Genomic DNA, 21,182 nt, shown 5'->3' with positions numbered 1-21,182 from the left:
GCGCCCGCGCAAGGCCGGAAGAGACGAATGGTTATCGCAAACGACGATGAACTGACAAAGCTCAAGGAGATCGGCCGGATCTGCGCCAACGCCATCCAGGTGATGGCGGCAGCGATGGAACCAGGCATGACGACGCTGGAGCTCGACCGGATCGGCCGCAAGGTGCTTGAGGATGCCGGCGCGCGCTCGGCGCCGGAATTCTGCTACCAGTTTCCTGGCGCCACCTGCATCAGCATCAACGAAGAAATCGCCCACGGTATTCCAGGGCCACGCGTCATCCAGGCCGGCGACCTGATCAATATCGACGTCTCGGCTGAGAAGGATGGCTTCTTCGCCGATACCGGCGCTTCCTTTGCGATGCCGCCGGTCAAGCCGAAGATCGAACGGCTGTGCCGCGACGGCAGGCGGGCGCTCTGGGTCGGGCTCAACCAGGTGAAATCGGGTGAGCCGCTGGGAAAGATCGGCACCGCCGTCGGCGCTTTCGCCCAGAGGAACCGCTATACGCTGGTTGCCAATCTGGCGAGCCACGGCGTCGGCCGTTCGCTGCACGAGGAGCCGGCCGAGCTCTCCACCTGGCCGGACCCTTCGGAAAAGCGCGTCATGACGGACGGTCTCGTCTTTACGGTCGAGCCGTTCCTTTCGCTCGGCGCGACATGGGCCGAGGGCGGCGACGATGCATGGACGCTCTATGCCGATCCGAAGGCGCCGACCGTGCAATATGAGCACACGGTGGTAGCGACGCGGAACGGACCGGTGATTTTGACCTTGCCGGACGGGCGGGCGTAGGAAACCACACTGCCGTCACGCATGGAGTTGGTTGGAGCGACTTCAAATACTTGGTGAGGTCGCCTTTTTCGGAAAAGAACTGCGGTGCCCTGAGAGCATAGCAGCCGACGTATTCGGCATGAGCACTCGATTTGCGTCAATGACAACAACTCTCAACGGTATATTATAGAATGCTAAAATAATCGTGGAGTCCCTGGCTCCTGCCGGGTCTGAGGCTCCGCCCGGAACATTCGGTTCATCCGCCCATTTACCGCGGATAGGACTAGGAGAAACTCCGCCATGAATGCGAGCGACGAACGGACCGTGTCTCTCTGGTCAGGCATCGAGGTCGCGCCCGACGCAGCGCCTCTCGCCCGCAACGAAGACTTCGACGTCGTCATAGTCGGATCTGGAATTGCAGGCATGTCGATCGCGTACGAGCTGGCTGCCGCGGGGCAAAAGGTTGCAGTCCTCGACCGAGGCCGGATCGGCGGCGGCATGACGGCCCGCACAACTGCACACCTTGCGTCGGTATGCGACGACTACTTTTCGGAACTCATCGGCTTGCGCGGCGAGGAGCTGGCGCGGCTCTATTTTCAGAGCCACTCGGCGGCGATCGCCCGCATCGAGGCGATCCAGGCCGCGGAACACATAGCCTGCGACTTCCGTCGGCTCGACGGCTTTCTCTTTCCCGCCGCTGGAGGGGAGGAAGCCGATCTCCGGCGTGAGCTCGAGGCGGGCCTGAAGATAGGCATCGCGGTCGAGGAAGTCGCGGGGTTGCCGCTTTCCGGGCATGGGGACACGCCCGCCCTGCGTTATCCGGATCAGGCGACATTCCATCCGCTCAAATATCTTGGCGGTCTGGCGGCCGGAATTCGGGCGCGCGGCGGCACCCTCTACAGCGAGACGATCGTCGATAAGGTCGAGGAATCCGACAGCGGGGTGCGCGTGGGAACGAACTCCGGCCTCACCGTGACCGCCAGGTGGGCCATCGTGGCGACCAACTCGCCAATCAACGATAGGGTCGCACTCCATACCAAGCAGGCGCCCTATCGAACCTACGCAATGGCGTTCGAGATTGCGCGCGGCATCGTACCGGATGGTCTCTACTGGGACACCGAGGACCCCTACCACTATGTCCGCCTTCATCCCGGCGATGACGAGAGCGATTTCCTTATCGTCGGCGGCGAGGACCACAAGACGGGCACCGCCGACAACGCTGACGATCGCTTCGCCGCTTTGACATCCTGGATCAGAGGACTGGTGCCCGATCTCGGGGCCGAAACCCACCGATGGTCCGGGCAGGTTATGGAGACAATCGACTATGCCGCCTTCATCGGCCGCAATCCCGGCAACGAACGGCTATTTGTGGTCACCGGAGATTCCGGCGAGGGCATGACCCACGGCGTGGTGGCCTCACTCCTGATCTCCGAGGCCATTCTCGGCGGCGACAGTCCCTGGCGGGAACTTTACGAGCCGTCCCGGAAGACGGTGAGCGCCGTCGGCAATTACCTTGCCGAGAACGCGACAATGATCAAGAATTTCGCTGAGTATGTCGCGCCCGGCGAAGTCGAGTCCGTCGATCGGCTGCGACCGGGAGAAGGTGCTATCGTCCGCAAAGGAATGACCAAGATCGCGGCGTTCCGCAGCGACGATGGCACGCTGCACAGGCGATCTGCCGCATGCACGCATGTCGGCTGCCACGTGCACTGGAACTCCCTGGAACGGTGCTGGGACTGTCCATGCCACGGATCGCACTTCGCGGTGGATGGAACGGTCCTGAATGCACCAGCAGTTTCGCCCCTGGCCGAGATCGACTGAGTGCGGTGAGCTAGGGAAGCGGTCGATTTATTTAGCTTTCCGGAAATTGATCGATCGATCAGAAATAGTCGTTTGCGGTGCAGCGACTGCGGCGCGATAAGCGCTGCATGCTCTCCCGCCCGCCTCGCTCCCAGCCGAACCTCGTTGCCACCGCCGTTGCCGGCGCTGTTGCGATGGCGGCGGCCATGGGCTTCGGGCGCTTCTCCTACACGCCGATCTTGCCCGGGATGATGAGCGGCGTGCCGCTTTCGGCAGCGGATGCAGGCTTCATCGCTTCGGCGAATTTCGTCGGTTATCTCGTCGGCGCCGTGCTTGCGGCCTATGGTTGGGCGGCGGGGCGCGAGCGGCTGGTGGCGCTCTCGGCGCTGCTTGCCACCGCAATCCTGCTTGCCGCCATGGCCACCACCGATTCCGTCGCGGTCTTCGCCGTCATCCGCTTCCTGGCCGGCCTCGCCAGCGCCTTTGCGATGGTCTTCACCTCTTCGATCGTGCTCAGCCACGGGGCTGCGGCCGGCAATGACCATGTGCAGGCGGCGCATTTCGGTGGGCCCGGGGCGGGGATCGCGCTGTCCTCGGTGATGGTGCTGTTCGTTGGTCTCGGCTTTCACGACGGGCCGGGCGGCTGGCGCGCCGATTGGATCGGCGGCGCAATCTATTGTGCGATAAGCCTGGTTGCCGTCTACCTTCTGCTGCCGTCGGCGCCGGCGCAAACGGCGCAGGCGGGCAAGGAGCCGGCGCTCAACTGGAGCCGGCCGATGGTGCTGATAACCATGTCCTACGGCCTGTTCGGATTCGGCTATGTCATCACCGCGACCTTCCTCGTCACCATCGCCCGCCTGTCGGCAACGGGAGCTTTCGTTGAATTCCTCTGCTGGTTCATCGCCGGTCTGACGGCGGCGGTGGCGCTGTTTGCCTGGAGGCCGCTGGTGAGGCCACTCGGGCTCGGCGGTGTCTATATCGCGGCGCTTCTGGTCGAGGCGGCCGGCGTGCTGGCGACCGTGGCGCTGCCCCCTTCAGTCGCACCGCTGATCGGCGGCGCACTGTTCGGCGCGACGTTCCTCGCGATCACGGCTTATGGGCTGCAGATCGGCCGCAAGCTTTCACCCGAGAGCCCGAGGCGAATTCTGGCGATGATGACGGCCGCCTTCGGTCTCGGCCAGATCGTCGGGCCTGTTGTTGCCGGCTGGATCGCTGAACGCTCAGGCAGTTTCACCGTCCCGACGGTGATCGCCGCAATCGCGCTTCTGGTCTGTGCGGCGCTGGTGATGCCGATCATCAGGAAAATCGCTTAACCCATTACATCTGCGTAACAATGGGCCGAAGCCATTGCTGCTTCCTTCGAACTGCCTTAGTTTCCGGCACAATCAGTGTTCGATGACACTCCCGAGACTCACAGTTCAGGAAAGCAAAGCCCCCCGTGTTTCACTCGTTTTTTCCCCAGCCGAAGCTGTTTTTCATTTCGCTTGTCGTGTGGACACTGATTTCAATATTCGGCTGGTATTTTTTCGCTGAGGGTCTCGGTGCGTCGCTCGGCTTTGTGCCGGTTGCGGAAGAGCAGCAGCCGATCGACCTTTCTTTCTTCCTGCTGCCCGAGAATATCTGGTTCTACAGCTACTTCCTCCTGTCGGCGGTGATCTTCTGCGGCGCATGGCATCTGAGGGCGCTGCACCATCCCTGGAAGCTGTGGTCGATCTGGGGTTCGGCGCTCATCATTTTCGTCACCTATTTCGGCGTCCAGATCTCGGTCGTGATCAACAACTGGCGCCGGCCCTTCGGCGATCTTTTAGTGGATGCGATGGCGAAGAAGCCGGGTATTACGGTCGACAATTTTTACAGCCTGATGTTGATATTCTGCCAGATCGCATTCCTCAGCATGTTCGTGTCGATCATGACCGACTTCTTCACCAGCCACTACATCTTCCGTTGGCGAACGGCGATGAATAATTTCTATATGTCGAAGTGGGAAAAGCTGCGCCACATCGAAGGCGCGTCGCAGCGCGTTCAGGAAGATACGATGCGCTTTTCGAGCACGCTCGAAAGCCTTGGCATCAGCCTTATCAATTCGGTGATGACGCTCGTGGTGTTCCTTCCGATCCTCCTGGCGCTCTCGCACTACGTGACCGAACTGCCGGTCATCGGCCCTGTGGCGAATTCGCTCTTCTGGCTGGCGCTGTTCTGGTCGGCGTTTGGCACGCTGCTTCTTGCGGTGGCGGGTATCAAGCTGCCGGGGCTGAACTTCCGCAATCAGCGCGTCGAAGCGGCCTATCGTAAGGAACTGGTTTATGGTGAGGACTATGCGGACAGAGCCCAGCCGCTGACGGTCCGAGAGCTCTTCAACAACGTTCGGCGCAACTACTACCGAATGTATTTCCACTACATGTATTTCAACGTCGCCCGTTATTTCTATATCCAGGCGGACGCGCTATTCGTGGTCTTCATGCTGGTGCCGACGATCGTGGCCGGTGCCATCACCTATGGTATCTACCAGCAGATCTCGACCGCTTTCGGCCAAGTCAGCAACTCCTTCCAATATCTGGTCAATTCCTGGACGACGATCATCGAACTGCTCTCCATCCATAAGCGCCTCAAGGCCTTCGAAGCGGCGATCGACGACGAACCGCTGCCGGATATCGATCAGCGTTACCTCGAGCGTGAAGCCGGTGTTGTGCATGCTGATGGTTGAGGGATAAGGCTTGGACCGATGAGCGGGGCTTTAATGCCTGCTGTGCCGCCAGGCCCCCTCATCCGCCCTAACGGGCACCTTCTCCCCGCTGGGGAGAAGGGGGAATCGCGGCCTTGCCACTTGCTCCTTCTTCTCCCCGGCGGGGAGAAGGTGGCCCGAAGGGTCGGATGAAGGGGCGGCACGGCACGTCGTCCCGGCAATATAAACGCGCCCGTCACAAACCCGATGTCTGCTGCAGTTTCCCGCGCGCCTCGATCATCGGGATCGCTTCGGAATAGCTGACGCAGGCCACATCGGCTCGATGGCAGACGTCGCTGACGAGCCGGTCCAGCGCCCGCCAGTAGGCGCCGCCGTTCATTTCGACGAAGTGGAAGCCGAGCTGGAGGGGGATGCGGCTGCCGTTGTACTGGCGGTCGAAGGCCTGGGAGAAGGCGGCGTAGGCGCGGTCCTCGAACTCCTTCGAATCCGTCCTGTCCTCCTCGCCCTTGGAGTGGCGGACGAAGAGATTGTAGTCCATGCCGATGATCGGCTTCTCGCTCGGGCCTTCGGGGATCAGCGGCAGGCCGAAGCGGATGATGCCGTCTTCTTCGACTGGCATGGCCGGACCTTTGGTGACGAGGCTTGCATCGTAAGTGAAGCCGGCCTTCTTTTCGGCGGCGATCATGTCTGCGCCTGCCGTTGCCGAGAGATAGGGGGCGCGAAAGCCTTTGATGCCGTGATCGACAAGGTCCTGCCAGCCGGCCGGCTCGTCGAGGTCGACGCTCTTCCAGGCGTTCTTCAGAGTTGCATGAAAGGTCGCATATTCGGCCGACCAGTCGGACTCGCTCCAGAGGCGGCCGTCGAAATGACCGCAGGCATGGCTGGATATGTCGTGACCCTCGAGATGGGCGTGCCAGATATTGCCGAGGCGCTCGCGGATCTCGTCGTCGCTCTGGGCGAAGCCGACATTCGATTTGCCGCGTTTCTGGTGGGGCGCCTGGTAGGCCTTCTTCGCCGCCTCGTTCATCAGGAAGGTGCAGGAGAGGAAATAGGTGAAATGGGCGCCATTTCTCGCCGCCATCTCGCGGCTTTTCAGCCAGAGCGCATTGTCGTGGGCGCCATCGAAGGAAATGATGACGAGCTGTTTCGGCCGGTCAGCCGCCTCGGCGATAACAGGGAGGAGGAACGAAGCCGTCAGGCAGGTGGAGAGGAGAAGACGGGACATGGACACCGCGACAATTTGATCGCGGTTTCCCTCGGATAGAATTGCGGCGAAGCTGCGGTCTCAACTGGTATTTTTTCCCGTCAGCCGCTAAGCCATGACAAACTGCACGGAAGGGACCCGCAATGACATTGCTTATCATCGGCATCATACTTTTCCTCGGCGTGCATCTGGTGAGGGTGGTGGCTCCCGGCTTTCGCCAGTCGATGATCGCCAGCTTCGGCGAAAGGGGCTGGCGGGCCGGCTACTCGATCGCAAGCATCCTCACGCTGATCCTCTTGATCTACGGATTCGGGCAGGCCCGTCAGGTGACGGGCATGCTCTATAATCCGCCGGTTTGGACGGCTCATATCGCGATCACGCTGATGCTGATCGCGATGATCTGTCTCGTCGCCTCGCTGCTGCCGGCGGGGCATATTGCCACCAAAACGAAACATCCGATGGTTCTGTCGGTCAAGATCTGGGCGCTGGCGCATCTGCTCGCCAATGGCGAGACATCGTCCGTCCTGCTGTTTGCCGCGTTTCTCGCCTGGGGCGTCATCCTGCGCATCTCCCTGAAGCGGCGCGAGCGCGCAGGCGAGATCACGCTGCGCCCCTTCGTCTCGGCCAAATACGATCTCTATGGTGTTTTCATCGGCGTCGTTGCCTGGGCGCTGATCATCTGGAAGCTGCACGAATGGCTGATCGGCGTTTCGCCGCTCGTGATGTAACGAATCTTTCATATCCCCCTTACAACCGCGGCAAAATGGGGTAGAAGGCCCGGCAATGTGCGTAGCGCACAGCCTATGGGTATTGCCGCGGCCGGAGATAAGAATGGCATTCAACGACGACAGCTTCATCCGTGAAGTCAATGAGGAATTGCGGTCCGACCAGATGAAGGGCGTCTGGCGCCGGTTCGGCCGCTATATCATCGTCGCTGCCGTCCTGATCGTCGTCGGCACCGCCGGCAAGGTTCTCTTTGAATATTGGGACGATACCCGCTCCTCCGGCGCCGGCGATCAGTTCCTGGCGGCGATGAAGCTTGCCGACGAGAACAAGAACGATGAGGCGCTGGCCGCGCTCGGCAAGCTGGAGAAGGAAGGCCATGGCGCCTATCCGGTGCTGGCGCGCATGCGGGCCGCAACCGTTCAGGCGCAGAAGGGCGACGCCGGCGCGGCGATCACCGCCTTCAACGAGATCGGCAAGGACAATAGTGTGCCGGCCGCCGTGCGCGACGCCGCCAGGATGCGTGCCGGCTGGCTGCTGATCGAGAACGGCTCCTATGAGCAGGTTTCGGCCGCGGTTGAGGAAATGACGGTGCCGGGCAATGCCTTCCGCCATTCGGCGCGTGAAGCGCTTGGTCTGGCCTCCTATAAGGCCGGCAACATGGCGCAGGCGCGGCAATGGTTCCAGTCGATTGTCGACGACGCCGAAAGCCCGCGTCCTGTTGCCAATCGCGCCCAGATGATGCTTGATCTCATTACCGCATCCGGCAAGGCGCCCGCCGCGCAGGGCTGAGTTTAAGGAAAAAGAATGAGTTTCACGGTCGCCATCGTCGGTCGTCCGAATGTCGGCAAGTCGACGCTTTTCAACCGCCTGGTGGGCAAGAAGCTTGCGCTCGTCGATGATACGCCCGGCGTGACCCGTGACCGCCGGCCGGGCGAAGCGCGGCTGATGGGCCTGAACTTCACCATCATCGATACGGCCGGCCTCGAAGAGGCCGACGAGGAAAGTCTGCAGGGCCGGATGCGCGCCCAGACGGAGGCGGCGATCGATGAGGCCGATCTTTCACTTTTCGTCGTCGATGCCAAGAACGGGCTGACGCCTGTTGATACCGCTCTTGCCGAAATGTTGCGCCGGCGCGGCAAGCCGGTGGTGCTCGTCGCCAATAAATCCGAAGCGCGCGGCTCCGACAGCGGCTTCTACGACGCCTATACACTGGGGCTTGGCGAGCCGACGCCGATTTCGGCCGAGCACGGAGAGGGCATGCTCGACCTGCGCGACGCGATCGTCGAGGCGATCGGCAAGGACCGCGCCTATGCCAAGGAGGATGTCGCGGTTACCGATGTCGATATTCCGGCGGGTGAAAACGAGAACGACGGCGAGGACGAAGAGCCGATCTATGACGACACCAAGCCGCTTAGGGTGGCGATCGTCGGCCGGCCGAATGCGGGCAAGTCGACGCTGATCAACCGTTTCCTCGGCGAGGACCGGCTGTTGACCGGGCCGGAGGCCGGCATCACCCGTGACTCCATCTCGGTTGAATGGGATTGGCGCGGCCGCACCATCAAGATGTTCGACACCGCAGGCATGCGCCGTAAGGCCCGGGTAACCGAGAAGCTGGAGAAGCTTTCAGTCGCCGATGCTCTGCGCGCCATCCGTTTTGCCGAGACGGTGGTTATCGTCTTCGACGCGACGATCCCTTTCGAGAAACAGGACCTGCAGATCGTCGATCTCGTGCTGCGCGAGGGGCGCGCCGCCGTTCTCGCCTTCAACAAGTGGGACATGATCGAGGACCGGCAGGCGGTGCTTGCCGACCTGCGCGAAAAGACCGACCGTCTGCTGCCGCAGGCGCGCGGCATTCGCGCGGTGCCGATCTCCGGCCAGACCGGCTGGGGACTGGACAAGCTGATGCAGTCGATCATCGACACGGACAAGGTTTGGAACAAGCGCATCTCGACGGCACGGCTCAACCGCTGGCTGGAAACGCAGCAGATCCAGCATCCGCCACCGGCCGTGTCCGGCCGGCGCATCAAGCTGAAATACATGACCCAGGTCAAGGCCCGCCCGCCGGCCTTCATGATCTCCTGCACCCGTTCCGACGCGCTGCCGGAATCCTATACGCGCTATCTGATCAATGGGCTGCGCGCCGATTTCGACATGCCGAGCGTGCCGATCCGCATCCATTTCCGTTCGGCTGAGAATCCGTTCGAATCGAAGAAAAAGCGGACCTAGGTTTTTGGCGTTGGTGTTTGGGACACCCCCTCTGCCCTGCCGGGCATCTCCCCCACAAGGGGACTGTTGCAAAATGCTGAGAATATGATTCCGTTGTTTTTGAACGGAGATGATTTGGATGGCGGTGAAGCAGACGGGTCAATTCAGCTTTGTTGATGCGTTGTTGCCGCAGGCAGGCGGCAGCGGGCGTCTGGACCGCCTATCTGGTCTGGTGAAGTGGTATCGATTCGAGAAGCTGTTGCGGGGGCTGCGGGCCGAGGCGTCGGCCGGTCGGCCGGCCTATCCACCGCTGGTGATGTTCAAGGCGCTGCTGCTGCAGTCGCTGTACGGTCTTTCGGATGCGGAATTGGAAGAGGCCCTGTATGACCGGCTGTCGTTTCGCCGTTTTGCCGGGCTGAGCCTGGAGGCGGCCGTTCCCGACCACACGACGCTGTGTCGGTTCCGCAACCTTTTGACCGAAGCCGGTGTCTTGGAGAAGCTGTTTGGCGAACTCGACCGGCAATTGGACGCGGCCGGGCTCATCCTGCGGCGCGGCACGATGCTGGATGCGACGATCATCGAGACCGGCGCGGCGCGCCCACCCCGCGAGCGACTGCCCGGGCAGCAGGTGCCGGAACAGTCAGTGGACGACCAGCCGGCCGATAGGGATGGGGCCTCGCCGCTCAGGCTGAGCGATCCCGATGCCCGCTTCACGCGCCGCAAGGGCCGGCAGGGCTCGTCTTATGGCTACAAGGCCCATGTCGGCGTCGATCAGGACTCCGGCCTGATCCGCCGGGTGAAGACGACGCCGGCCAATGTCAACGACACGGTCTGCGCCGAGGCGCTGATCTGCGGCGACGAACGGGCGGTTTTGGCCGACAGCGCCTATCATACCCATGCTCGGGCCAAAGAGTTAAAGGCCAGAGGCATCAAGGCCCGACTGATGCGCCGGCCCAACAAACACCATAAGACATTGCCGCCCCGGCTGCAGCGCCTGAACACGCTGATCGCCAGGCGGCGGGCGGCCGTCGAGACGACCTTTGCTACATGGAAACGGCGCATGGGCCTGTCGCTCATCCGCTATCGCGGCCTGGCCAAGGCCGAAGCCCAGGTGTTGATGACCGCGATCGCCTTCAATATGCGCCGCTGGGTGACGCTGACCAGCTGACCCAAGGGGCGGACTCCGTCCAGCTGCCTGCCAAATCATCAAATTCAGCCACCATCACCCCGCCACACACCGAAGCGGGGCAAGCACAGATGACGGCAATCGCCTGACCCAAGCTGCAACGCCGGTTATGCAACAGTCCCACAAGGGGGGAGATCGGATGGGCGTTAGGGTTTCCCCAACAACTGGCGGATAGTTACTCCGAGCGCAAGATAAGGATCGACGGTCCAACCTCTTGCCGACCTCCCTCCTTGTGGGGGAGATGCCCGGCAGGGCAGATGGGGGTATCCCAAGCGCCACGCTAGCTGCTCCAGCTATCTAGCGTCTAGATTCACGCTTCCATTCAGCGCCTCGCGCAGCGCCACGATCTCGGCCCGGAGCCGGGTGAGATCCGCCGCGTCACGGCCGCTCGCTTCCGCGATGCAGCCAGGAATGCCGATCGCTTTTTCCTTAAGGCGAATGCCGGCTTCGCTCAGACGAATGACGACGACGCGTTCGTCCTCGCGGCTGCGTTCGCGCCTGATATAGCCGGCGCTTTCCAGGCGTTTGAGAAGCGGCGTCAGCGTGCTCGATTCCAGGTATAGCTTTTCACCGAGGCCGCTGACCGTTTGGTCGTCCTGTTCCCACAGCGCGACCATGGCCAGATATTGCGGATAGGTGAGGCCGAGCGTGTCAAGAAGCGGCTTGTAGACGCGGTTCAGCGCGTGGCTCGCTGTATAGACGGCAAAGCAGATGAAAACATCGAGCTTCAGCGGATCCTGCATGGGGCATCTCCAAAAGCAGCTGGTATTATATCGTGCGGCAAATAATCGGAAACGATTTTTATGCATGGCAGGCATGCCAAAATTTAAGTTGTGCAATAAATGATCGTGCGAGATATAAAAGCTGTGTTCAGGACGAACATTCAAAAACCGAGAGGACAAGACCCAATGTCGACCATCAAGACCGCAGTTTCCGCAGCGGCACTCCTGGCAGCTTCCGCCGTCGGCGCACTGGCCGACCCGGTGCTCGAGCCGACAACGCAGAAGTTCATCGATAGCCTGGCAGGCGGCCAGCCGATCTACACCCTGACACCGGCCGATGCCCGCAATGTACTGGCGGGTGCACAGAAGGGCGATGTCAAGAAGCTGGCGGCCAAGGAAGAAGACAAGGTGATCAAATCAGGCCCGACCGGCAGCATCAAGCTGCGCATTGTCCGCCCGGAACATGCCAAGGGTACGCTGCCGGTTATTCTCTACTTCCATGGCGGCGGCTGGGTGTTGGGTGATGCCGGCACGCATGACCGGCTGGTGCGCGAGATTGCCAATGGCGCCGATGCCGCGGTCGTCGTCGTTGATTACGATCGCTCGCCGGAGGCCCGCTATCCCGTGGCGATCGAACAGGCCTATGCCGCGACCAAATATGTCGCCGAACATGCCAAGGAATTCAATGTAGACGCCGGCAGGCTTGCGGTCGCAGGCGACAGCGTCGGCGGCAATATGGCGGCCGTGGTGACGCTGCTTGCCAAGGAGCGCGGCGGCCCCGGCATCGACCAGCAGGTGCTGTTCTATCCCGTCACCGACGCCAATTTCGACAATGGTTCCTATAATGAGTTCGCCAATGGCCCGTGGCTGACCAAGGGAGCAATGAAGTGGTTCTGGAACGCCTATCTGCCTGATGAGGCCAAGCGCAAAGAACCGACGGCTTCACCGCTGCAGGCATCGCTCGAGCAGCTCAATGGCCTGCCGCCGGCCCTTATCATCACCGATGAAAACGATGTGTTGCGCGACGAAGGCGAGGCCTATGGCCGCAAGCTTAGCCAGGCCGGCGTGAAGGTCACCTCGATCCGCTACAACGGTACGATCCACGATTTTGTACTGCTGAATGCGATCACCGAAACGCCAGCGGTCCGCAGTGCAATCAAGGTCGCGAACGACACGCTGCATAACGCCTTGCACAAGTAAATCGATCAGCGTTCTTTCCACGCGATTTCAGCAAACCGCTTCAAATTTGCTGGAATTGCTTCAGTCTGCAGACGGCAGTGGCCCGGCGGTTTCGCCGGGCTTTCGGCTTCTCGGAAGCGACTTGGCAAACTGCCAGGCCTTCTTCCATTTCGGCGTGATGACGCCATTGGCGGCGCGGATATTGTTGATGAACTGCGTCGTCGCCGCTTCCCAGGAATATTGCATGGCAAGCGCGCGCGCCTTTTCACGCGAGGCGGAGAGGGCGGCCAGACAGGCAGTGCGCAAGTCCGCATCCAGCGCGCCAACCTCGCTGTCTTCGCCGATGATGTCGAGCGGACCGGTGACGGGGTAAGCGGCGACCGGTACGCCCGATGCCAGCGCCTCGAGGATGGTGTTGCCGAAGGTGTCGGTGAGCGAGGGAAAGACGAAGACGTCGGCCTGGGCATAGATTTTGGCCAGGTCCTCGCCGAATTTCACGCCGGTAAAATGCACATTCGGATAGCGCTGCTCCAGTTCGGCGCGTGCCGGGCCATCGCCGACGACAACCTTCGAGCCGGGCAGGTCGAGATCGAGAAAGGCCGGCAGGTTCTTTTCTAGCGCGACACGGCCAACCGTCATGAAGATCGGGCGAGGGAGGCCGAATGGCTCCTGTTCGAGCGGCATAGGATGGAATTGCGTGGCGTCGATGCCGCGGGTCCAGGGCATCAGGTTCTTGATGCCGCGGGCCGACAGATCGCGGGCAAGGCTCGGTGTCGCGACCATGCAGCCGGCGCCGCCATTGTGGAACCAGCGCACGAAGGCATAGAGCCAGCTCTGCGGGATCGGCAGGCGGGCGGAAACATATTCCGGAAAGCGGGTGTGATAGCTGGTGGAGAAGGGCATGCCCTTGCGCAGGCACCAGCGGCGGGCGGTCAGCCCCAGCGGACCTTCGGTGGCGATGTGCACATAGGTGGGATGATGCTTTTCGATCTCGCGCGCGACGCGGCGGTAACTGGCGATCGACAGGCGGATCTCGGGATAGGTCGGGCAGGGGATGCTGTTGAAGCGCTCCGGCGTGACCATCGACACCTCGACGCCCATCTTCGCCAGTTCGCGATTGGTGTTCTCGATCGAGCGAACGACGCCGTTGACCTGGGGGTGCCAGGCGTCGGTGACGATCACCAGCCGTTCCGGCAGATTTCCGGCGGCCGCGGCATTGGCCCAGCTCTCGCCGCTATAAGTGTTTGCCGGACGTTGCAGCATGTCGTGATTTCCATCCGCGTCGCAGTGATATGACAACGCTCAGCCCCATAGCGGGGTTCCGGAACGGCGATTCCCGCCTGCCTATTTTGAGGCATGACCATGATGGAAATATTACAGCCGCATCCCAGCATTTGCAGGCGTTTAGCGGCGCGTTCGCCGCGAATATGTCAGCGGCCGATCGTGTTTCTCAGGCAGAAAGAATGACGGCGCCGGTCCGGGACCGGCGCCGCTTGGGAGGTTAAGCTGCAGCGGAAGCCGAGCCGGAGAGAGGAACTTCCGAGATCGTCTTCAGAACCTGGGAAGCGATCTGGTAGGGGCAGCCCTGCGAGTTCGGGCGGCGATCTTCCAGATAGCCCTTGTAGTCGTTCTTGATGAAGGAGTGCGGCACGCGGATGGAAGCGCCGCGGTCGGCAACGCCGTAGGAGAACTTGTTCCACGGCGCCGTTTCGTGTTTGCCGGTCAGGCGCTTGTCATTGTCCGGGCCGTAGACGTTGATGTGGTCCATCAGGTTCTTTTCGAACTGCGCCATCAGCGCTTCGAAATAGGCCTTGCCGCCGACTTCGCGCATGTACTTGGTCGAGAAATTGCAATGCATGCCCGAACCGTTCCAGTCGGTGTCGCCGAGCGGCTTGCAATGATACTCAATGTCAATGCCGTATTTTTCCGTCAGGCGCTGCAGCAGGTAGCGCGCCATCCAGATCTGGTCGGCGGCCTTCTTGGAGCCCTTGCCGAAAATCTGGAATTCCCACTGGCCCTTGGCCACTTCGGCATTGATGCCTTCGTGGTTGATGCCGGCAGCCAGGCACAGGTCGAGATGTTCTTCGACGATTTCGCGGGCGACGTCGCCGACGTTCGAATAGCCGACGCCGGTGTAGTAGGGGCCCTGCGGAGCCGGGTAGCCCTGCTCGGGGAAGCCGAGCGGACGGCCGTTCTGGTAGAAGAAATATTCCTGCTCAAAGCCGAACCACGCATCTTCATCGTCAAGGATGGTGGCGCGGGCGTTGCTCGGGTGCGGTGTGACGCCATCGGGCATCATGACTTCGCACATGACCAGAACGCCGTTGGTGCGGGCGGGGTCGGGATAGATGGCGACGGGCTTCAGCACACAATCGGAGCTGCGGCCTTCGGCCTGCATGGTCGACGAACCGTCGAAGCCCCAGAGCGGAAGCTGTTCCAGCGTCGGGAATGCGTCGAATTCCTTGATCTGCGTCTTGCCACGCAGGTTCGGTACCGGAGTGTACCCATCGAGCCAAATATACTCGAGCTTATATTTTGTCATCGTGACTCTCTCAAATGCTACGAAGGTGAGCAAATCCGGAGACGATCTCGGCGCATGAGCGCATCCAACCGCCAGGGGATGCACCTTTAAAAGCACGTAGCGTGCCAGTTCGGCTGTCTTGACAAGAAAATATGCACATCAGCCGCCCGACACGCATTCTCTGTGACCGAAATGCCCGCTTTCGGCGCGAAAACGGATTTTCGGCTTTGGAACCGGATGAAAATTCCGGCGTTAGCCCGAGGTGATGAAGTGTTGAACAAATAGGCGGACGCTCGCCGCGGGGACGGCATGTCGATCAATCACAATATATGCATGCATATATTTTGTGCAATTTGCGTAAACTATGTGCATCGTGCTAAGGTCGCGACGTCGAATGTTGATGCGCCGAACGGAATGGAGGCGATCTTATGCCCACCGGTTTCCATCGTGAATCCGCAACGATCTACCAGTTCCCCGTCAAGCCGGCGCGGACCCCCAGCCGGTTCGAACGCGCCCGGCTGATGGAGCGCGAGGCAGCCGATGTCTGCGACGCGGCGCTCGACAGCTGCTGGTATCATGACGAGGCGGTTCGCGAGTCCGATCGGCCGACGAAGTCCTGATTGCTTGATACCTGCGGCGGTAACGCCGATACCGCGGGGAGCGCCCGCGCATGGCGTTCCTATGGTGGTCGTCATGCGCGGGCTTAGCGCCCGCTCAATCCGAGCTTTTCCTTGGCGACCAAGGCGCCATGCTCACTGACGACGCGGGCCGCCACTTTCGCGGCGAAGCTGGCGGCGGTCGGCGCGTCCCGGGTTTCCAGATAGCGGGCGAGAAAGGCGCCGTTGAAACTGTCGCCGGCGCTGGTCGTATCGACCACTGTCTCCACTTTCTCGGCCGGAACGAAGGTCTCGTCGCCGGCGAAATTCAAGCGAACGCCGTCCGCGCCGTTCTTGACGACGACATTGGCAGCGCCTAGGGCGCGATAGCGTTGAATCGTCGCCTCGATGGAATCGTCGCCGAAATGCGCGGCTTCGTCGTCGAAACTCGGCATGACCAGCACGGAAGAGCGGGCGCCTTCGCTGATCGTCGCATGCATCACGTCGTAACTCGACCAGAGGCGAGGACGGATGTTCGGGTCGAAGACCACAAGCTTGCCGGCCGCCTTGGCGCGGCGGATTTCGGCGAGCAGTGTCGTGGCATCCTCTTGCGGCAGAATGGCTAGGGTGATGCCGGAGAAATAGACGAGGTCGGCGCCTTCCACCGCTTCGCGCAGGCGGTCGGGATCGGCGGCAAGGCTGCGGGCGGCCGAGCTGTCGCGCCAGTAGCTGAAGGAGCGCTCGCCGTTCTTCAGACTGATCATATAGAGGCCGGGCGTCCTGCCCCTGATGCGCCGGATCAGGCTCGTGCCGATGCCTGATTTGTCGATGAAAGCGACCATCTCGTCCGACATGGTGTCGTCGCCGAGGGCGGTGAAATAATCGACCGACCAGTCGGGGCCAAGGCAGGCGCGGGCATACCAGGCGGTGTTGAAAGTATCGCCGGCAAAGCCCTTGCGCAACAGTCCGTCACCGGCCTGCGAGAGCTCCACCATGCATTCACCGATCGATAGAAACCGTCTTCCGCTCACCTTGTCCTCCCGGCATGAGCGCCACCTGATCCGACAGGCCGCTCTATCGCTTTGAATTGACGCTTCATCCGCTGATACGCGGAGCCGGGCGGAGTGACAAGCATTGATGTTGTGGGCGCCGGTATCGCCGGAAATGAAAAGCCCGCCTTCGCGGACAAGGCGAAGGCGGGTACCGGCGAAGGTTGATTATTCGTGGATGGTGTAGCTGCCGAGCGCGCAAAGGTCCTGCGTATCCTCGGTCGTGTCGAGGTCCGAGTTTTCGTCGAACTCGAAGCGCATGTCGTATTTGCAGACGGTGCGGCCGTCGGCGATGGTGATGTTGACGGTCTCGCCCGGATTGAGGACATTCTCGCCGAAGACATCTTCTTCCCAGCTATTGACGCCGGTCGGCGAACTGTAGAAGCGCGTCAGGACGGAACTGGTCCCGTTGGTGAGCTGGAACTTCAGATCTTCGGCACGCGACGGCACGGCTGAGGCGGCGATGATCGCGGCGGCAAGCGCGATCAATCCAGAGACTTTCGATTTCATGTATGCGTTCCCCCGCCCATGATTGGGCGAAGAAGGGATAGCATATCCGCATCTAAATCTTTGTTATCGGAGACTATAGATTCCGAAATAAGTCCGTTTTCGGAACAGTTCACTCCCAAAAAGATGACGTATTAGGGGCGAGATCTGTCATCGAAGCGAAGACCGCTTCATGCGGTCATCGTTCCATTCATGGCCTGTCCATATGGTAGCAGGCGGCCTTCTGGCCGGGGCGAACCTCCTCGATCGCAGGCATTTCAGTGCGGCAGATGTCGGTCGCCTTCCAGCAGCGCGGCGAGAAGACGCAGCCTTTCGGCGGGTTGAGCGGCGAGGGCGGATCGCCCTGCAGGCGGATGCGGGTGCGCAGGCGCGCGAGCTTCGGATCCGGGATCGGCGCGGCCGAAAAGAGCGCCTGCGTATAGGGATGGGCCGGATGGTCGAAGACGGTGGCGCAGTCGCCCGCCTCCACCACACGGCCGAGGTAGAGAACCAGCACATCGTCGGAGATCAGCCGCACGACTGACAGGTCGTGGCTGATGAAGATCAGCGTCAAGCCGAACTCCTTGCGCAGCTTGCGCAGAAGCGTGATCACCTGGCCCTGGATCGAGACGTCGAGGGCCGAAACCGGCTCGTCGCAGACGATCAGCTTCGGCTTGGTGACAACGGCGCGGGCGATGCCGATGCGCTGCGCCTGGCCGCCGGAAAATTCATGCGGATAGCGGTTGATCATTTCCGGCACCAGGCCGACAGCGCTCATGATCTGGCGGACCCGTTCGGTGCGCTCGGCCTTCGAAAGCTTCGGCTCGAAGACGGTGAGCGGCTCGGCGATGATGTCGCCGACGGTCATGCGCGGATCGAGCGAGGCGATCGGATCCTGGAAGATGATCTGCATGTCGCGGCGCGCGGCGCGCATCTCCTCTTCACTGAGGTCGAGAAGATTGCGGCCCTGCCAGAGAATGCGGCCCTTCTGCGATTTCAACAACCGCAAGATGGAGCGGCCGAGCGTCGACTTGCCGCAGCCGGATTCGCCGACGATGCCGAGCGTGCGACCTTCGGCGAGATCGAAGCTGACATTGTTGACGGCCGTGAGGAAGACCGGCGGCTTGAACAGGCCTTTTACCGGCAGTTCGAATTGGGTCGTCAGGTTCTCGACCCTCAGCAGCGATCGCTCAGCCATGGTTCAGCAACTCCTCACGACGCGGGAACGGGTGGTAACAGGCGGCGCAGTGGCGCGGTGCCAGCGTCTCGAGCGGCGGTGGACGGTCGATGCAATCGTTCTGGACCTGCGAACAGCGCGGCGAGAAATTGCAGCCCTTCGGCAGGTGCTGCAGGTTCGGCGGGCGGCCGGGAATGACGACGAGGTCGTCGACATCCTGATCCGGTCGCGGGATGGAGGCATGCAGCGCCGCCGTATAGGGATGGGCCGGGTTGTCGAAGAGCTCGTCGACCGGCGCCTCCTCGACGATGCGGCCGGCATACATGACGGCGACGCGGTCGGCGAGGCCGGCGACGACGCCGAGATCGTGGGTGATCATGATCAGCGCCGTGTTCATTTCTGCGGTCAGATCGTTGAAGAGATCGAGGATCTGCGCCTGGATGGTGACGTCGAGCGCCGTCGTCGGCTCATCGGCGATGAGCAGCTTCGGTTTGGTGAGCAGTGCCATGGCAATGACGATGCGCTGGCGCATGCCGCCTGACAGTTCGTGCGGATAGAGGTGGAAGCGCCGGGTCGGGTCGGGAATGCCGACGCGTTTCAGCATGTCCAGCGCTGCGTCCGATGCGGCGCGTGCCGTCAGGCCGCGGTGAACCTCCAGCTGTTCCGTCAGCTGTCTCGAAATCTTCAGCGCCGGATTGAGCGCGGTCATCGGATCCTGGAAGACCATGGCCATGTCTTTGCCGCGGATCTGGTCGAGCTCGCGCGGTTTTAGCGACAGGACGTCCTTGCCTTCGAGCAGTGCCTGTCCCGTCGTGGCGCCGTTCTTGGCCAGCAGACCCATGATGCCGAGGAAGGTCTGGCTCTTGCCGGAGCCGGACTCGCCGACAATCGCGACGCGCTCGCCGCGCCGGACGGTGAGGTTCATATTCGAAACCGCCTTCACCTCGCCGTCAGGCGTCGCGAAGGTGATCGAATAGTCGTTGAGTTCGAGCAGGATGTCTTTTTGTGTTTCGTGGGGCATGCTTAGCGATCCTTCGGGTCGAACGCGTCGCGCAGGCCGTCGCCGATGAAGAGCAGGCTGAGCAGCAGGGCCACGAGGAAGCTGGCGGGGAAAATCAGCAGCCAGGGCATGCTTTCCATGGCGTCGGTTCCCTCGGCGATCAGCGTGCCGAGCGAGGTCAGCGGCTCCTGCACGCCGAAGCCGAGATAGGAAAGGAAGCTTTCGGTGGCGATGATTTCAGGCACGGTCAGCGCCGCGAAAATGACCACCGGGCCGACCAGGTTCGGAATGATGTGCTTGACGATGATCTTGAACGGCCGCTGTCCCGAGGCACGGGCCGCCTCGATGAACTCTCGATGCTTGATCGACAGCGTCTGGCCGCGCACGATGCGGGCCATTGTCAGCCACTCCAGCGCACCGATTGCGGCAAAAAGCAGATAGACGTTGCGGCCGAAGATCACCATCAGCAGGATGACGAAGAGGATATAGGGAAGCGCATACATGATATCGACGAAGCGCATCATGATCGCATCCAGCCTTCCCCCGATATAGCCGGAAATCGCCCCGTAAAGCACGCCGATGACGACCGAGACGACGGTTGCCGTCAGTGCGACCGCAAGGGAGACACGGGTGCCGTAAAGGACGCGGGCCAGAAGGTCGCGGCCGTTCGGGTCGGTGCCGAAATAATGGCCGGTCTCGATTGAGGGCGGGATGCGAAAGGCGGCCCAGTCGGGATCCTCGTAATTGAAGGGTATGAACCAGGGGCCGAGGAAGGCCGCGAGGATCAAGAGCGCCAGCACAGCGATCGACAGAACGGCCGCCTTGTTGCGTCCGAGGCGGCGCAGCGCATCCCTGGTGAGAGAGCGGCCTTCGGGCGCCAGCCCTTCTGCTTCGAGAAGCTCCTGGGCGAGCAGCTCGCGTTTTGCGGGGTTGAGGATCATCGGTTTCTCACTTTCGGATCGAGCCAGGCATAGGCGATGTCGACGAGAAGGTTCAGGAACACGATCAGCACCATGTAGAAGATGACCGTCCCGAGAACCATGCCGTAATCGCGGTTCAGGGCTGCGTTCACGAAATAGCGGCCGATGCCGGGCAATCCGAAGATGCTTTCGACAACCAGCGAGCCGGTGAGAAGGTAGCTTGCCGCCGGGCCCAGATAGGAAACGACGGGCATCATGGCGGGTTTCAGCGCGTGGCGCATGACGGTCAGCCGCGGGCCGATGCCCTTGGCCTTGGCGGTGCGGATGAAGTTCTGGTTCATCACCTCGATCATCGAGCCGCGGGTGATGCGCGAGATGCGGCCGGCATGCGGCAAAGCCAGGACGACGATCGGCAGGATCAGGTATTTGATCGAGCCGTCACCCCAGCCGCCGACCGGGAACCAGGCAAGGTGAATGCCGAATATCAATTGCAGGATCGGCGCGATCAGGAAGTTCGGCAGCACGACGCCAACCAGGATCAGCGCGCCGAGAATGTAATCCGGCGCCTTGTTCTGGTAGAGCGCGCCAAGACAGCCGACGGCCACACCGACGATGATGGCGATCAGAAAGGCGGCGGTGCCGATGGTGAAGGTGTAGGGCAGGCCGATCATGATCTGCTGGGCGACGGTGAAATCCTCGCTGGCGAAGGAGGGACCGAGATCGCCTCGCAGCAGGTCGCCGACATAGATCAGGTACTGCTGGATCAGTGGCTTGTCGAGATTGTAGTGAACGGCAAGGTTCTTGAGGATCACCGGCGGCAATGGCCTTTCGCCATCGAAGGGGCCGCCGGGGGCAAGGCGCAAAACAAAAAAGCAGGCTGTGACGGCGATCCACAGGACGGGGATCGTCGATAGCAGGCGACGGAGGGCGTATTTGATCATGGTCGTGGGCCGGTCCTTCCCG

Annotated in this window: 20 protein-coding genes; 10 read left to right on the top strand and 10 right to left on the bottom strand. The window is 61.7% G+C overall.

Annotated features, from left to right (window positions below):
* The first annotated feature begins 27 nt into the window (after positions 1–27).
* The 4 genes from map to sbmA all read left to right on the top strand — a co-directional run bounded on the left by map (position 28) and on the right by sbmA (position 5,269).
* Complete coding sequence (gene map, locus N2597_RS14710) at positions 28–786, top strand: type I methionyl aminopeptidase (RefSeq protein ID WP_009994976.1); 759 nt, start codon at positions 28–30, stop codon at positions 784–786.
* A 279-nt stretch (positions 787–1,065) separates the two neighbouring features.
* Positions 1,066–2,586, top strand: a complete 1,521-nt coding sequence (locus N2597_RS14705; protein WP_183599991.1) for an FAD-dependent oxidoreductase — start codon at positions 1,066–1,068, stop codon at positions 2,584–2,586.
* A 107-nt stretch (positions 2,587–2,693) separates the two neighbouring features.
* Complete coding sequence (locus tag N2597_RS14700; protein WP_183599989.1) at positions 2,694–3,878, top strand: YbfB/YjiJ family MFS transporter; 1,185 nt, start codon at positions 2,694–2,696, stop codon at positions 3,876–3,878.
* 125 nt (positions 3,879–4,003) lie between these two features.
* The gene (gene sbmA / locus N2597_RS14695) at positions 4,004–5,269 is read left to right on the top strand and encodes a peptide antibiotic transporter SbmA (protein ID WP_183599987.1); all 1,266 of its coding nucleotides are present in this window, start codon (positions 4,004–4,006) and stop codon (positions 5,267–5,269) included.
* Between the two features lie 214 nt (positions 5,270–5,483).
* Here sbmA and N2597_RS14690 read toward each other — a convergent pair whose 3' ends face one another.
* A complete protein-coding gene (locus N2597_RS14690) occupies positions 5,484–6,473 on the bottom strand; it encodes a polysaccharide deacetylase family protein (protein WP_183599985.1) in 990 nt (329 codons plus the stop codon).
* Positions 6,474–6,595: 122 nt separating this feature from the next.
* On the opposite strand from N2597_RS14690, the gene N2597_RS14685 reads away from it, so the two are divergent.
* The 4 genes from N2597_RS14685 (at position 6,596) to N2597_RS14670 (ending at position 10,551) form a co-directional block, all read left to right on the top strand.
* On the top strand, positions 6,596–7,180 hold the full coding sequence (locus N2597_RS14685) for an NnrU family protein (RefSeq protein ID WP_096768974.1): 585 nt from the start codon (positions 6,596–6,598) through the stop codon (positions 7,178–7,180).
* Positions 7,181–7,283: 103 nt separating this feature from the next.
* Positions 7,284–7,967, top strand: a complete 684-nt coding sequence (locus tag N2597_RS14680) for a tetratricopeptide repeat protein (protein WP_183599983.1) — start codon at positions 7,284–7,286, stop codon at positions 7,965–7,967.
* Positions 7,968–7,982: 15 nt separating this feature from the next.
* Entirely contained in the window at positions 7,983–9,404 is a 1,422-nt protein-coding gene (gene der, locus N2597_RS14675) for a ribosome biogenesis GTPase Der (RefSeq protein WP_183599981.1), read from the top strand.
* Positions 9,405–9,522: 118 nt separating this feature from the next.
* A complete protein-coding gene (locus N2597_RS14670; RefSeq protein ID WP_010060521.1) occupies positions 9,523–10,551 on the top strand; it encodes an IS5 family transposase in 1,029 nt (342 codons plus the stop codon).
* Between the two features lie 311 nt (positions 10,552–10,862).
* Here N2597_RS14670 and N2597_RS14665 read toward each other — a convergent pair whose 3' ends face one another.
* The gene (locus N2597_RS14665) at positions 10,863–11,312 is read right to left on the bottom strand and encodes a MarR family winged helix-turn-helix transcriptional regulator (protein WP_038690494.1); all 450 of its coding nucleotides are present in this window, start codon (positions 11,310–11,312) and stop codon (positions 10,863–10,865) included.
* 165 nt (positions 11,313–11,477) lie between these two features.
* Here N2597_RS14665 and N2597_RS14660 point away from each other — a divergent pair, with 165 nt between their 5' ends.
* Positions 11,478–12,491 carry an alpha/beta hydrolase gene (locus tag N2597_RS14660; RefSeq protein ID WP_183597061.1) on the top strand — a complete coding sequence of 338 codons (1,014 nt, stop codon included), beginning with the start codon at positions 11,478–11,480 and terminating at the stop codon, positions 12,489–12,491.
* Positions 12,492–12,551: 60 nt separating this feature from the next.
* On the opposite strand, the gene N2597_RS14655 is transcribed toward N2597_RS14660, so the two are convergent.
* Both N2597_RS14655 and N2597_RS14650 read right to left on the bottom strand, forming a co-directional pair.
* The gene (locus N2597_RS14655; protein WP_038690489.1) at positions 12,552–13,733 is read right to left on the bottom strand and encodes a glycosyltransferase family 4 protein; all 1,182 of its coding nucleotides are present in this window, start codon (positions 13,731–13,733) and stop codon (positions 12,552–12,554) included.
* A gap of 238 nt (positions 13,734–13,971) precedes the next feature.
* Entirely contained in the window at positions 13,972–15,012 is a 1,041-nt protein-coding gene (locus N2597_RS14650) for a glutamine synthetase beta-grasp domain-containing protein (protein ID WP_038690487.1), read from the bottom strand.
* 407 nt (positions 15,013–15,419) lie between these two features.
* Here N2597_RS14650 and gstI point away from each other — a divergent pair, with 407 nt between their 5' ends.
* Positions 15,420–15,611 (top strand): glutamine synthetase translation inhibitor GstI, encoded by a 192-nt coding sequence (gstI, locus tag N2597_RS14645; RefSeq protein WP_010057423.1) that lies wholly within the window; start codon positions 15,420–15,422, stop codon positions 15,609–15,611.
* A gap of 83 nt (positions 15,612–15,694) precedes the next feature.
* Here the strand turns inward: gstI and N2597_RS14640 are convergent, their stop codons facing one another.
* The 6 genes from N2597_RS14640 to N2597_RS14615 form a co-directional block, all read right to left on the bottom strand.
* The gene (locus N2597_RS14640) at positions 15,695–16,582 is read right to left on the bottom strand and encodes a sugar kinase (protein WP_210281860.1); all 888 of its coding nucleotides are present in this window, start codon (positions 16,580–16,582) and stop codon (positions 15,695–15,697) included.
* Between the two features lie 222 nt (positions 16,583–16,804).
* Complete coding sequence (locus N2597_RS14635; RefSeq protein WP_038690483.1) at positions 16,805–17,146, bottom strand: hypothetical protein; 342 nt, start codon at positions 17,144–17,146, stop codon at positions 16,805–16,807.
* A 187-nt stretch (positions 17,147–17,333) separates the two neighbouring features.
* Positions 17,334–18,320, bottom strand: a complete 987-nt coding sequence (locus tag N2597_RS14630; protein WP_183597065.1) for an ABC transporter ATP-binding protein — start codon at positions 18,318–18,320, stop codon at positions 17,334–17,336.
* A complete protein-coding gene (locus N2597_RS14625) occupies positions 18,313–19,320 on the bottom strand; it encodes an ABC transporter ATP-binding protein (protein WP_077989989.1) in 1,008 nt (335 codons plus the stop codon). Before N2597_RS14625 ends, N2597_RS14630 begins: the two co-directional genes overlap by 8 nt.
* A gap of 2 nt (positions 19,321–19,322) precedes the next feature.
* Positions 19,323–20,240, bottom strand: coding sequence for an ABC transporter permease (locus tag N2597_RS14620; protein ID WP_038690479.1), 918 nt, complete (start codon positions 20,238–20,240; stop codon positions 19,323–19,325).
* Entirely contained in the window at positions 20,237–21,160 is a 924-nt protein-coding gene (locus N2597_RS14615; RefSeq protein ID WP_038690477.1) for an ABC transporter permease subunit, read from the bottom strand. Before N2597_RS14615 ends, N2597_RS14620 begins: the two co-directional genes overlap by 4 nt.
* Between the last annotated feature and the right edge of the window lie 22 nt (positions 21,161–21,182).

Source organism: Rhizobium sophoriradicis (genome assembly GCF_025200795.1).
Taxonomy (GTDB): domain Bacteria; phylum Pseudomonadota; class Alphaproteobacteria; order Rhizobiales; family Rhizobiaceae; genus Rhizobium; species Rhizobium sophoriradicis.
The sequence above is the reverse complement of the archived record's forward strand: the minus strand, read 5'-3'. Positions and strand labels throughout refer to the sequence as shown.